Here is a 12,507-nt window from a genome sequence, read left to right on the forward strand (position 1 = left end):
AGCAGCAGGACTCCGAGCACCTGCTGGAGACCACCGGCAAGCAGCTGCGCAAGCTGATGAGCTGGGTGAACGAGGAGGCGTAAGCCTCACGGCAGGGGGTCGGGGCAGCTGCTCCGGCCCCCTGTTCCACAACCGGCGGCAGGGCTACAAAATGTAGATTCCCGTCCGGGTGATACTTCCGCGGTGGCGCAAAACGACGACCGCCGCGCCACTACACTGCTGCACAACATACGCGTCAGGCCCACAGCGTCGTGCGTCTTCCGCGGCTAGCCCCCTCCACCGCCAGCGGCCGTCGGGACGGCCGTCCGCATTGGACTTGTGAGGACTCACGTGAGCTCGTACCCCAGTCAAAAAGCCACGGTACTCATCGCTGAAGAGCTGTCGCCCGCCACCGTCGACGCGCTTGGGCCGGACTTCGAGATCCGGCACTGCAACGGAGCCGACCGCGCCGAGCTGCTCCCCGCCATCGCCGACGTCGACGCGATCCTGATCCGTTCCGCCACGAAGGTCGACGCCGAGGCCATCGCCGCGGCGAAGAAGCTCAAGGTCGTCGCGCGCGCCGGTGTCGGCCTGGACAACGTCGACGTCTCCGCCGCCACCAAGGCCGGCGTGATGGTCGTCAACGCCCCCACTTCCAACATCGTGACCGCCGCCGAGCTGGCCTGCGGTCTGATCCTCGCCAGCGCCCGCAACATCCCGCAGGCCAACACCGCGCTGAAGAACGGCGAGTGGAAGCGCAGCAAGTACACCGGTGTCGAGCTGGCCGAGAAGACCCTCGGCGTCGTCGGCCTCGGCCGCATCGGCGCCCTGGTCGCCCAGCGCATGTCCGCCTTCGGCATGAAGGTCGTCGCCTACGACCCCTACGTGCAGCCCGCCCGGGCCGCGCAGATGGGCGTGAAGGTGCTGTCCCTGGACGAGCTGCTGGAGGTCTCCGACTTCATCACCGTCCACCTGCCCAAGACCCCCGAGACCCTCGGCCTCATCGGCGACGAGGCGCTGCGCAAGGTCAAGCCGAGCGTGCGCGTCGTCAACGCCGCGCGCGGCGGCATCGTGGACGAGGCGGCGCTGTACGCGGCGCTGAAGGAGGGCCGGGTCGCCGGCGCCGGCCTCGACGTGTACGCCAAGGAGCCGTGCACCGACTCGCCGCTGTTCGAGCTGGACCAGGTCGTCTGCACCCCGCACCTCGGCGCCTCCACCGACGAGGCCCAGGAGAAGGCCGGCATCGCCGTCGCCAAGTCGGTGCGCCTCGCGCTCGCCGGTGAGCTGGTGCCGGACGCGGTGAACGTGCAGGGCGGTGTCATCGCCGAGGACGTCAAGCCGGGTCTGCCGCTCGCCGAGCGCCTCGGCCGGATCTTCACCGCACTCGCCGGTGAGGTCGCGGTCCGCCTCGACGTCGAGGTCTACGGCGAGATCACCCAGCACGACGTGAAGGTGCTGGAGCTGTCCGCGCTCAAGGGCGTCTTCGAGGACGTCGTCGACGAGACGGTGTCGTACGTCAACGCGCCGCTGTTCGCGCAGGAGCGCGGTGTCGAGGTCCGGCTGACCACCAGCTCCGAGTCGGCCGAGCACCGCAACGTCGTCACCGTGCGCGGCACGCTCGCGGACGGCGAGGAGGTGTCGGTCTCCGGCACGCTGGCCGGCCCGAAGCACGTCCAGAAGATCGTCGCGGTCGGCGACTACGACGTCGACCTCGCGCTCGCCGACCACATGGTCGTGCTGCGCTACGAGGACCGCCCCGGTGTCGTCGGCACCGTGGGCCGCATCCTCGGCGAGGCGGGCATCAACATCGCCGGCATGCAGGTCGCCCGCGCGGCGGTGGGCGGTGAGGCGCTGGCCGTGCTCACCGTCGACGACACGGTCACCGCCGGTGTGCTGGCCGAGGTGGCCGCCGAGATCGGCGCGACGTCCGCCCGCTCGGTGAACCTGGTCTGAGACCCTCGCACGAAAAGCGCCGGACGGGCTGACCGATGTCAGCCCGTCCGGCGCTTTTCCGTGCCGTGCGGAACCTCAGACCACAGCCTCCTCGGCATCCGCCGCCGGCGTCTCCCGCACGTGGATCCGGCGCAGGGTCGTCGCCGCCGCGATCGCCGCGAGGACCAGGACCGCCGTGCCCGCGAGGGCGGCGCCGTGCATGCCCGTGGTGAACGCCTCCCGGGCCGCCGTCGCCAGGGCGTCACCCGTGCGCCCCGGCAGCCGGCCGGCGACCGCGAGCGCGCCGCCCAGGGTCTCGTGGGCCTCGGCCGGCGCCGAGGACGGCATCTCGTGGCGGTAGACCGCCGTACCGATGGAGCCGAGGACCGCCATGCCCAGCGCGCCGCCGAACTCCTGGCCGGTCTCCAGCAGGGAGGAGGCGGCGCCCGCCTTCTCCACCGGGGCCGCGCCCATGGCCAGGTCGGTCATCTGCGACATCACCATGACGATGCCGGAGGCCAGGACGCCGCAGGCGGCGAGGACGAGCCAGAGGGAGTCCGTGCCGGCCAGGGCCAGCATGCCGTAGCCCACCGCGGCGATCACGAAGCCCGAGGTGACCACGTAGGCGCGGTTGACGCCCTTCTGGACGAGGGCGGTCGCGATCGGGGCCGCCATGCCGATCGGCACCGAGGGCAGCAGCGCCCACAGGGCCGCCTCCATCGCGCTCTTGCCGAGCACCGACTGCAGGTACTGCGTGGTGAAGAAGGCCGAACCCATCATCGCGAACGCGGAGACGAGGTTCAGGACCACCGCGGGGGCGAAGCCCCGGCCGCGGAACAGGGCCGGCGAGATCATCGGTGAGGCGGCCGTCCGCTGGCGGTGGACGAAGAGGGCGGCGAAGAGCAGGCCGGCGGTGACCGAGACGACGTACAGCGGGTGCCAGCCCTCGGACGGGATCTCCTTGAGGCCGTAGATCACCGGGAGCACCGCCGCCAGCGACAGCGGCACGCTCACGAAGTCGAAGCGGCCGGGCTCCGGGTTCCTCGACTCGGGGAGCAGGACCGGACCGAGGACCAGCAGCAGCGCCATCGCGGGCAGGTTGACCAGGAAGACCGAGCCCCACCAGAAGTACTGGACCAGCACACCGCTCAGCACGGAGCCCAGTGCGATGCCGCCGGTCATCACGCCGGACCAGATGCCGATCGCCTTCGCCCGCTGCCCGGGGTCGGTGAACATCGTGCGGACCAGCGCCATCGTCGAGGGCATCAGGGTCGCCCCGCCGACACCGAGGACCGCGCGGGCCGCGATCAGGGTCTCGGCGCTGTTCGCGTAGGCCGCCACCAGGGACGCGGCCCCGAAGGCCGCGGCGCCGGTCAGGAGAAGCCTGCGGCGGCCGATGCGGTCGCCCAGCGAACCCATCGTCATCAGCAGGCCGGCCAGGACGAAGGCGTAGATGTCGAAGATCCACAGCTGCTGGGTGCCGCTCGGGGCGAGGTCCGCGCTGATCGCCGGAATGGCGAAGTAGAGGACCGAGACGTCCATGGAGACCAGCAGCAGCGGAAGCATCAGCACCGCGAGCGCGGTCCATTCGCGGCGACCGGCGCGCCCGGCAAGGGAGTTGGTGCTCGTCGAGTTCGTCATGCCGATGACTGTACGGGCGTCTTAAACGCTTGTCTAGAACGAATGTATAAGTCATCCGTCTAGGACGTTCGTATGGATCGGCGGTAGGGTGGGGCGCATGGGACACCGTGAGGATCTGCTCGAAGGCGCCAAGCGCTGCCTGCTGGAGAAGGGGTTCCTGCGCACCACCGCGCGGGACATCGTCAAGGAGTCGGGCACCAACCTGGCGTCGATCGGCTACCACTACGGGTCGAAGGCCGAGTTGCTGGTGCAGGCCTACATCGCGCTGATCGAGGGGGTGGGGGAGCGGTTCGACCCCGGGCTCGGCGGGGCGGTGACGCAGCCCCCCGGGTCGCTGGAGCGCTTCCAGGAGGTGTGGACGAGCATCATCCGCACGGTGCCCGACTCCCGGGCGATCTGGCTGCTCAGCTTCGAGCTCATGTTCCAGGACGAGCGGCTGGAGCAGGTGCGCAAGCTCCTGGCCGAGGCGCAGAAGGAAGGCCGCGCGGGGCTCGCCGCCATGTTCAGCGGTGTCCCGGAGGCCCAGCTCGACCCGGAGGCGGCCGATACCGAGGGACGCCTCTACCAGACGCTGCTCAACGGCCTCATGGTCCAGTGGCTCTTCGACCCGGACTCGGCCACCACCGCCGAGCAACTGACGGCGGGGCTGCGCCGGGTGATCGACGGGGTCGGCAAGGGCTGACCGTCTTCAGCGACTTCCCAGTCCTGGAGCAAGCGCCGCGGACCTCCGCCGCCGTTGTCCGTGCGCTCCGTCCGAAGCGCCGAAGGGGCCGGATCGGCAGGGATCTGGCCGTCCCGCAGCCGGGGCAGAGCGGCAACACCATGGGCGGGCCCCGGTCCGGACAGTGCCGCTGAGCCGTTGAGGTGCGTACGCGCCGTTACGCGCTGAACATGCCGGTGCGCGGATTGCGGGCGGCCGTCGGGTGCGGGAGATTGGCCCCATGTGCCCTCATCGCCTGGAACCCTGGCCGAGATGCCCGTAGCGGACACCGGGACGGCGGTGCTGATCGTCGGGGCCGGCCCGGTCGGGCTCACCGCCCGCGCGCTGCTGGCACGCTGGGGCGTACGGACGCTGCTGGTCGAGCGACATGGCGAGCTGTCACCGTTCCCCCGGTCCCGGCTGGTCAACGTGCGCTCGATGGAGATCTTCCGTGGGCTGGGGCTCGCCGACCGGATCACCGCCGGGGCGTTCGCGCCGCGCTACGGCCAGGTCCGCTTCCGTGACACCCTGAGCGGCCGCGACTTCGCCACGGCGGCGATGGCCGCGGTACACGCACCGGTGCCGGAGAGCCCCGTGACCGGCGTGGTCACCTCGCAGGACCGGCTGGAACCCGTCCTGCTCGGCGCGGCGGACACGCCGGTGCGGTTCGGGACCGGACTCGTCGGCCTGACCGAGGAGGACGACGCCGTCGTCGCGCGGCTCGCCGACCACCGCACCGGCGCCGAGAGGCGGATCCGCGTCCGGTACGTCCTCGCCGCCGACGGCGCGCACTCCACCGTCCGGCGGCTGCTGGGCATCGGCACCGCCGGCCCGGGCGCGCTCGGGGACGCCACCACCGTGGTGTTCGACGCCGATCTGGACCGCTGGTGCGCCCGGCAGCCCGCCGGGGTCTACTTCACCGCACACGGCTCCTTCATGCCGCTCTACCCCGAAGGAGGCTGGGCCTGGTTCGGCCCCACGCCCGACGGCGCCGGGGGCACCGACTGGGCCGGCCTCGTGGCGCGCGCCCTCGGCCCCGGCGTCGACGTCCTGCCGCAGGTGCTGCGGGTCCAGCACTGGGTGATGGAGGCGTTCGTCGCCGAGCGGCTCCTGCACGGCCGGGTCCTGCTGGCCGGCGATGCCGCACACGCGGTCCCGGTCATCGGCGGTCTGGGCATGAACGCCGGCGTGGCCGACGTGCACAACCTGTGCTGGAAACTGGCGGGCGTGCTCCAGGGCTGGGCCGGGCCGGGGCTGCTGGACACCTACGAGCCGGAACGGCATCCCGTCGCCCACGAGACGCTCCGCCAGGCGGTGGCCAACGCCCAGCTCCTGCGCGCGGTGCAGCACCGCCGGCTCGCACAGCTGCGGGCCGGGGAAGCGGTGCCGGACCCGGTGGAAACCCCGTGGGCGGACCGGTACTTCGCCCAACTGGGCCTGGTGCTCGGCGTCACCTACCGCTCCGCCGCCGTCCTCCCCACCGACCAGCCGCCCACCGAGCCCGCCGCCCCCGCCACGGACGCCGGCCCCGGCACGGACTACGTGCCCACCGCGGAGCCGGGGCGGCGCCTGCCGCACCTCCGGCTCGGCGACGACCGTTCCACGCTGGACACCGTCGGCGCGTGGTTCACCCTGCTCACCCCGGACCCCGCCGCGTGGGCGCAGGGCACGGCCGGGTCCGTCCCGCTGCGCGTCGAGCCACTGTCCCGCGAGCACACCGAGCCGTACGGCCTCGGCCCGCGCGGCGCCCTGCTCGTCCGGCCGGACGGGCACATCGCGGTCCGCTGGCCCGACCGCCCACAGGCCGCCACGCCCCTCCCCGACGCCCTGGCCAGTCTTACCGGCCGCCCCTGACGCCCTGGCCGGACGGGACGACATCCCCTTCCGTCGGCCCGACCGTCCACGGCCGCCAATGCTCCTCCCCGGCGCCTTGGCGGGTTTTCCGGGCCGCGTCTGGCGCGTCCGGTGGGAGGGGGTGGCGTTGCCGTCAGCCGGCCATGCCCTCCCCGGCGCCTTGGCGGGTCTTCCCGGCGGCCTCTGGTACGTCCGGGGGAGGGGGTGACGTTGCCGTCGGGCGGGGCCCGACCGTCGTCGGGCTGGCACGGCTTTTCCGGTGCTTTGGCGGGTCTTCCGGGCGGCTTTTGGCGCGTCCGGCGGGAGGGGGTGACGTTGCCGTCGGGCGGTCCGACCGTCCCGGCGCGGCCATGCCCTTCCCGGCGCCTTGGCCGGTGTTGCGGGCGGCCTCTGGTACGTCCGGCGGGAGGGGGTGACGTTGCCGTCAGCCGGCCCGACCGTGGCCGGGCCGCCACGGCCTTCCCAGTGCCTTGGCCGGTCTTGCGGCCTCTGGCACGTCCGGCCGGAGGGGATGACGTTGCCGTCCGGCGGCCTGACCGCCCACCGACCGCACCGCCACGACCCCTCCTGGGCGCCCTGGTCAGGCCTGCCGGCCGTCCGTGCTGCCCCGGCCGGTCACAGTCGGGCCCGCTTCAGGGCCATGTGCAGGAGGAGGCGGTCCTCGCCGTCGTCCAGGTCCAGGCCGGTCAGCTGCTCGACCCGGGACAGGCGGTAGTACAGGGTCTGCCGGTGGATGCCCAGTTCGGCGGCCGTGCGGCCGGCCTGGCCCGCGCGGTCGAGATAGACCTCCGCGGTGCGGGCGAGCTCCCGGTGGGCGGGGGAGAGGAGCGGGCCGATCACGGGATCGTGCGCGGCCTCGGGCGGCAGCGCGGTCAGCAGCCGGTACGGCCCGATGCGCGCCCACTGGGCGACGGGCCCGAAGCGCGGCTCGGCCAGCGCGGCGCGCGCCGCCGCGGCGGCCTCCTGCCACACCGTCCCCAGGTCGGTGAGACCGACGCGGGGCTCGCCGACCCCGGCGGCCGCCACTGCCACCCGGGCGCCGGCCCCGCGCGCCGTCTCGGCCTCCTTCAGCACCCGCCCGGCCGCCGCCAGCGCGGGTGTGCTCGTCTGGGTGGTCCGCAGCCGTATCAGCAGCGCGAGGCTCTGCCCCGACACCCCCCACGGAAGGGTGCACAGCGCCGCCGTGTGGGGGATCGTACGGGCGGCCGGGGCGTCGTCCGGGTCGGCGGACGGCCAGGGGGCGACGCACACCAGGGTGACGGGTCCGTCCGCGCGGGCGCCGAGCGCGGTGCGCAGCTCGGCCACCGCCATGTCCCGCTGCCAGCCGCGTTCCGCGGTGAGCACCGCCCGCAGCTCCCGGCTCAGCCCGGCCCCGGCCTCCGCCTCGTCGGCGAGCAGCGCGCCGATGCGGCCGGCCACCTGCATCGCGGCGGCCAGCTGCGCGTCCGTCGGCCCCGGATCGCCGTCCAGCAGCCAGACGTAGCCGAGGACGACCCCCCGATGCCGCACCGGAAGGCAGATCCGGCCGCGGTACACGCCCGCCTCCGGGCTCGGCGGGATGCGCACCGGGCCGGTCGCGCGGGTGATGCCGAAGCCCTCGAACCACGACCGGACCGTCGCCGTGGAGCGGCGGGTGAGGATCGAGCGGGTGCGCACCGGGTCCAGCGCCGAGGGATCCAGCTCGTCGTCGCTGTCGTACGCGCCGAAGACGATCAGCTCGAAGTCGCGGTTCTCCAGGGTCGCCGGGACGCCCAGCAGCTCCGAGATCTCGTCCACCAGCTCCTGGTAGTCCGCCTTGTATTCCGCCGCCACTCGGGCATTCTCCCCCATTTCCCGGCGCCTTCATACATCTGTCTGAGATCCCGGGCACGGATGCGTGACAGCTGTCGATGGCTCACGATCGGAGAGATCCTTAGGTTTCACGGTGGTTCTCCGTGCCGTACCCGAAACGTCGGGTGACGGCCCATTTGATGCTTGTCTGTGGAGGTGCCCCGTGCTGGGTCCCGTGATTCTCGCCGCGTCGCGCAGCGACCGGATGCGACGCCTGATCTCGGCGGCCCCGGTGACCAAGCAGGTCGTCGACCGCTTCATACCCGGCGAGACCGTGGCCGACATCGTCCCGATCATCAAGGACCTGACGGCCAAGGGCCTGGAGCTGACGATGGACGTCGTCGGCGAGGACATCACCACCCCCGAGCAGGCCACCCACGCCCGCGACGCCTACCTGGCGCTGATCGACCACCTCAAGGAGCTGCAGCTCGGCGAGCGGGTCGAGATGTCCGTCAAGCTGTCCATGTTCGGCCAGGCGCTGGAGGGCGGCCACGAGCTGGCGCTCGGCAACGTCCGCCCGGTCGTCGAGGCCGCCGCCGCCATCGGTACGACCGTGACCCTGGACGCCGAGGACCACACCACCCTCGATTCGATGTTCGCCATCCACGACGAGCTGCGGAAGGACTTCCCGCAGACCGGCTGCGTCATCCAGGCCTACCTCTTCCGCACCGAGGCGGACGCCCGCCGCCTCGCCGCCTCCGGCAGCCGGGTCCGCCTGGTCAAGGGCGCCTACAAGGAGCCCGCCGAGGTCGCCTACCAGCAGAAGCACGAGATCGACAAGGCGTACGTCCGTATCCTGAAGACGCTGATGGAGGGCGAGGGGTACCCGATGATCGGGTCCCACGACCCGCGTCTGATCGCCATCGCCCAGGAGCTGGCCCACAAGGCCGGCCGCAAGCTGGACGAGTACGAGTTCCAGATGCTGTACGGCATCCGCAGTGACGAGCACCTGAGGCTGGCCGCCGAGGGCCACCGCATGCGCGTCTACACCGCCTACGGCACCGACTGGTACGGCTACTTCATGCGGAGGCTCGCCGAGAAGCCGGCGAACCTGCGCTTCTTCGTCCGGTCGATGGTCAGCAAGGGCTGAGCCCGAACACCCGCTCAAGTTCAAGGAGTCAAGGATCTCATGGACGCTGTGACCCAGGTCCCCACCCCCGTCAACGAGCCGGTGCACGGCTACGCCCCCGGCTCGCCCGAGCGCGCCCGGCTGGAGGCCAAGCTCAAGGAGCTGGCCGAGAACCCGATCGAACTGCCGATGACCATCGGCGGCGAGAAGCGGATGGGCGGCGGCGAGCCCTTCGAGGTCGTGCAGCCGCACAACCACAAGTCCGTCATCGGCACCGGCCGCCACGCCACCCAGCAGGACGCGACGGATGCCATCGACGCGGCCCTGGCCGCCGCCCCGGCCTGGCGCGCGATGTCCTTCGACGACCGTGCCGCGATCATCCTGCGCGCCGCCGAGCTGCTGGCCGGCCCGTGGCGGGAGACGATCGCCGCCTCCACCATGCTGGGTCAGTCGAAGACCGCCCAGCAGGCCGAGATCGACTCCCCCTGTGAGCTGGTCGACTTCTGGCGGTTCAACGTCCACTACGCCCGGCAGATCCTCGCCGAGCAGCCCCCGGCGAACTCCCCGGGCGTCTGGAACCGCCTGGACCACCGCCCGCTGGAGGGCTTCGTCTACGCGATCACGCCGTTCAACTTCTCGGCGATCGCCGCCAACCTGCCGACCGCGCCCGCGCTGATGGGCAACGTCGTGCTCTGGAAGCCGTCCCCCACGCAGACGCACGCCGCCGTGCTGCTCATGCAGCTGCTGGAGGAGGCCGGTCTGCCCAAGGGCGTCATCAACCTCGTCACCGGCGACGGCATCGAGGTCTCCAAGGTGGCTCTTGAGCACCGCGACCTCGCCGGCATCCACTTCACCGGCTCGACCAGGACCTTCCAGTACCTGTGGAAGACGGTCGGCGCCAACATCGAGAAGTACCGCTCCTACCCGCGTCTGGTCGGCGAGACCGGCGGCAAGGACTTCCTGGTCGCCCACCCGAGCGCCGACCGCGCCGTCCTGAAGACCGCCCTCACCCGCGGTGCCTTCGAGTACCAGGGCCAGAAGTGCTCGGCCACCTCCCGTGCGTACATCCCGGCCTCCATCTGGAACTCCGGCTTCAAGGAGGAGTTCGCCGCCGAGGTCGACTACCTGACCATGGGTGACGTCACCGACCTGTCGAACTTCATCGGCGCCGTGATCGACGACCGCTCGTTCGCCAAGAACAAGGCCGCGATCGACCGTGCCAAGGAGGACCCGACCTGCACGATCGTCGCGGGCGGCAGCTACGACGACTCGGTCGGCTACTTCGTCCGCCCGACCGTCGTCGAGTGCTCCGACCCCGAGAACGAGGTCTTCCGCACCGAGTACTTCGGTCCGTTCCTCGCCGTGCACGTCTACGAGGACGAGAAGTACGACGAGATGCTGACCCAGATGGAGTCGGTGTCGGACTACGCGCTCACCGGTTCGGTCATCTCCAACGACCGCGCCGCGGCCGCGTACACGATGGAGAAGCTCCGCTACGCCGCGGGCAACTTCTACATCAACGACAAGTCGACCGGCGCCGTCGTCGGCCAGCAGCCCTTCGGCGGCGGCCGTGCCTCCGGCACCAACGACAAGGCCGGCGCCCCGCAGAACCTGCTGCGCTGGACCCTGACCCGCGCCATCAAGGAGACGCTGGTCCCGCCGACCGACTACGCCTACCCGCACATGGGCTGATCAGCCCCCTCGAACACGGGCCGGGAGGCCTGCCACCGAGCAGGCCTCCCGGCCCGTTGCCAACTCCCGGCGGCCACACCGGTCCCCTGACGGCGCGGACCGGTGACGGGTGATAGTGGGGTCATGGACACCCGACTGCGCCTCGTTCACACCGCCGGCCTCGAACCCGCCGAACTCGGCCGTGTCCGCGCCCTGTTGGACGCGGCCTTCGACGGGGGCTTCTCCGCCGAGGACTGGGATCACGGACTCGGCGGGCTGCACGTGCTGGCCGAGGACGGGGACGGGCTCGCCGCGCACGGGGCCCTGGTGATGCGGCGCGTGCGGCATCGCGGACGCTGGCTGCGCACCGGTTACGTCGAAGCCGTCGCCGTACGGGCCGACGTGCGGCGCACCGGACTCGGCGGGCGGGTGACGGGCGAGCTGGAGCGGGTGATCGGCCGGGCGTACGACCTCGGCGCGCTCTCCGCCAGTGCGCAGGGGGCCCGGCTGTACTCCGCCCGGGGCTGGCAGCGGTGGGCCGGACAGGTGCACGCCCTCTCGCCGGACGGGATCGTACGGCTGCCGGAGGAGGAGGGCGGCGTGTACCTGTGGCCCGCGCTCGCCGGGCCGCTCGATCCGGACCGGGAACTGGTCTTCGACTGGCGCGACGGCGACGTGACCTGACCTGACGACGACATAGCCTGGCGACGACATGGCCTGGCGACGACGTGACCTGACGGCGACGGGTCGTCAGGCGGCGCGGACCAGGATCTTGCCCGTGTTGCCGCCGCGCAGCATCAGCAGGAACGCCTCCACGATCCGCTCGAACCCGTCGACCACCGTCTCGTCCGCCGTCAGCGCCCCGCTGCGCAGATGCGGTACGGCGAAGTCGTACAGCTCGTCCTGCGCGTCCCGGTGGCCGCTCACCAGGAAGCCCTCGATGCGCAGGCTCTTCTCCACGACGGCGGCGTGGTCGAAGACGACCGGCGGGGCCTTTGGGGTGTTGTACTGGCTGATCGTGCCGACCCGCACCACCCGGCCCCGCTCGCGCAGCGCGCCGATCGCCGCGCCGAGCTGGTCGCCGCCGACGTTGTCCACGAAGACGTCGATGCCGGTCGGGGCGGCCTCGGCCAGCAGGTCGGCGACCGGTGCCGCGCGGTAGTCGAAGGCGCTGTCGTAACCGGCCTGTTCCGTCAGGTACGCCACCTTCGCGGGGCCGCCCGCGCTGCCGATCACGCGTCCCGCGCCGAGCAGCCGGGCGAAGCGTCCGGTCGCCGTGCCGACCCCGCCGGCCGCGCCGGAGACGAACACGTCCTCGCCCTCGCGCAGCCGGGCGATCCGGGTCAGGGCGACGTACGCGGTCAGGCCGGTGCCGCCCAGCACGCTCAGGTACGCCGACAACGGGACGCCGGGGTGGTGGGGGAGCCGTCTGACCTCCTCCGGGCGGACCACGGAGTGCGTGCGCCAGCCCTGGCGGTGGAAGACGACCTCACCCTCGGGCAGGTCCGGTGTGCGCGAGGCGAGGACACGGCCGAGGGTGCGGCCCTCCAGCGGGGCATGGAGGGCGAAGTCGCCGTCCATCATCTCGCGGTGGTACGGGTCCACCGACCAGTAGAGGTTCTCCACCAGGGCCGTGCCGGGCGCCGGTTCGGGCACCGGGGACTCGGCGAAGCGGAAGTGGTCCGCGGTGGGGAAGCCGGTGGGGCGGGCGGTCTGCTGCACGGTGAGCGCGATCTCGGTCATGCGGGGAACGCTAGGGAGGAATGCCGGGGCCGGGCAGGGGGTTGGGCTCATGGAACGCGCCGATCCATGAAGCGCCCTCATACACGCA

9 protein-coding genes are annotated in these 12,507 nt (G+C 72.1%); 6 read left to right on the forward strand and 3 right to left on the reverse strand.

Going from position 1 to position 12,507, the window contains the following annotated elements; all coding sequences use genetic code 11:
- The first annotated feature begins 330 nt into the window (after nucleotides 1–330).
- Nucleotides 331–1,932, forward strand: a complete 1,602-nt coding sequence (gene serA / locus IO33_RS0120725) for a phosphoglycerate dehydrogenase (RefSeq protein WP_031167116.1) — start codon at nucleotides 331–333, stop codon at nucleotides 1,930–1,932.
- Nucleotides 1,933–2,007: 75 nt separating this feature from the next.
- On the opposite strand, the gene IO33_RS0120730 is transcribed toward serA, so the two are convergent.
- A complete protein-coding gene (locus IO33_RS0120730) occupies nucleotides 2,008–3,552 on the reverse strand; it encodes an MFS transporter (protein ID WP_031167118.1) in 1,545 nt (514 codons plus the stop codon).
- Nucleotides 3,553–3,649: 97 nt separating this feature from the next.
- Here IO33_RS0120730 and IO33_RS0120735 point away from each other — a divergent pair, with 97 nt between their 5' ends.
- Together IO33_RS0120735 and IO33_RS0120740 are read left to right on the forward strand one after the other, a co-directional pair.
- Nucleotides 3,650–4,234 carry a TetR/AcrR family transcriptional regulator gene (locus IO33_RS0120735; RefSeq protein ID WP_031167120.1) on the forward strand — a complete coding sequence of 195 codons (585 nt, stop codon included), beginning with the start codon at nucleotides 3,650–3,652 and terminating at the stop codon, nucleotides 4,232–4,234.
- A 291-nt stretch (nucleotides 4,235–4,525) separates the two neighbouring features.
- The gene (locus IO33_RS0120740; protein ID WP_031167123.1) at nucleotides 4,526–6,106 is read left to right on the forward strand and encodes an FAD-dependent monooxygenase; all 1,581 of its coding nucleotides are present in this window, start codon (nucleotides 4,526–4,528) and stop codon (nucleotides 6,104–6,106) included.
- A gap of 615 nt (nucleotides 6,107–6,721) precedes the next feature.
- Here the strand turns inward: IO33_RS0120740 and IO33_RS0120745 are convergent.
- Entirely contained in the window at nucleotides 6,722–7,918 is a 1,197-nt protein-coding gene (locus tag IO33_RS0120745; RefSeq protein ID WP_031167125.1) for a PucR family transcriptional regulator, read from the reverse strand.
- A gap of 181 nt (nucleotides 7,919–8,099) precedes the next feature.
- Here IO33_RS0120745 and IO33_RS0120750 point away from each other — a divergent pair, with 181 nt between their 5' ends.
- From IO33_RS0120750 to IO33_RS0120760, 3 genes are all read left to right on the forward strand, one after another.
- On the forward strand, nucleotides 8,100–9,026 hold the full coding sequence (locus tag IO33_RS0120750) for a proline dehydrogenase family protein (RefSeq protein WP_031167127.1): 927 nt from the start codon (nucleotides 8,100–8,102) through the stop codon (nucleotides 9,024–9,026).
- Nucleotides 9,027–9,065: 39 nt separating this feature from the next.
- Nucleotides 9,066–10,697, forward strand: coding sequence for an L-glutamate gamma-semialdehyde dehydrogenase (gene pruA, locus IO33_RS0120755; protein ID WP_031167129.1), 1,632 nt, complete (start codon nucleotides 9,066–9,068; stop codon nucleotides 10,695–10,697).
- Between the two features lie 123 nt (nucleotides 10,698–10,820).
- Nucleotides 10,821–11,360, forward strand: a complete 540-nt coding sequence (locus IO33_RS0120760) for a GNAT family N-acetyltransferase (RefSeq protein ID WP_031167131.1) — start codon at nucleotides 10,821–10,823, stop codon at nucleotides 11,358–11,360.
- Between the two features lie 66 nt (nucleotides 11,361–11,426).
- On the opposite strand, the gene IO33_RS0120765 is transcribed toward IO33_RS0120760, so the two are convergent.
- Nucleotides 11,427–12,419, reverse strand: coding sequence for an NADP-dependent oxidoreductase (locus tag IO33_RS0120765; RefSeq protein ID WP_031167134.1), 993 nt, complete (start codon nucleotides 12,417–12,419; stop codon nucleotides 11,427–11,429).
- Nucleotides 12,420–12,507 lie beyond the last annotated feature (88 nt).

This window comes from Streptomyces durhamensis, from assembly GCF_000725475.1.
Classification (GTDB): Bacteria; Actinomycetota; Actinomycetes; order Streptomycetales; family Streptomycetaceae; genus Streptomyces; species Streptomyces filipinensis.

Coding starts and splice junctions, on each gene's coding strand:
- IO33_RS0120730 (WP_031167118.1), bottom strand. CDS start 3,552: ATGACGAACTCGACGAGCACCAACTCCCTTGCCGGGCGCGCCGGTCGC.
- IO33_RS0120760 (WP_031167131.1), top strand. CDS start 10,821: ATGGACACCCGACTGCGCCTCGTTCACACCGCCGGCCTCGAACCCGCC.
- pruA (WP_031167129.1), top strand. CDS start 9,066: ATGGACGCTGTGACCCAGGTCCCCACCCCCGTCAACGAGCCGGTGCAC.
- IO33_RS0120765 (WP_031167134.1), bottom strand. CDS start 12,419: ATGACCGAGATCGCGCTCACCGTGCAGCAGACCGCCCGCCCCACCGGC.
- IO33_RS0120740 (WP_031167123.1), top strand. CDS start 4,526: ATGCCCGTAGCGGACACCGGGACGGCGGTGCTGATCGTCGGGGCCGGC.
- IO33_RS0120735 (WP_031167120.1), top strand. CDS start 3,650: ATGGGACACCGTGAGGATCTGCTCGAAGGCGCCAAGCGCTGCCTGCTG.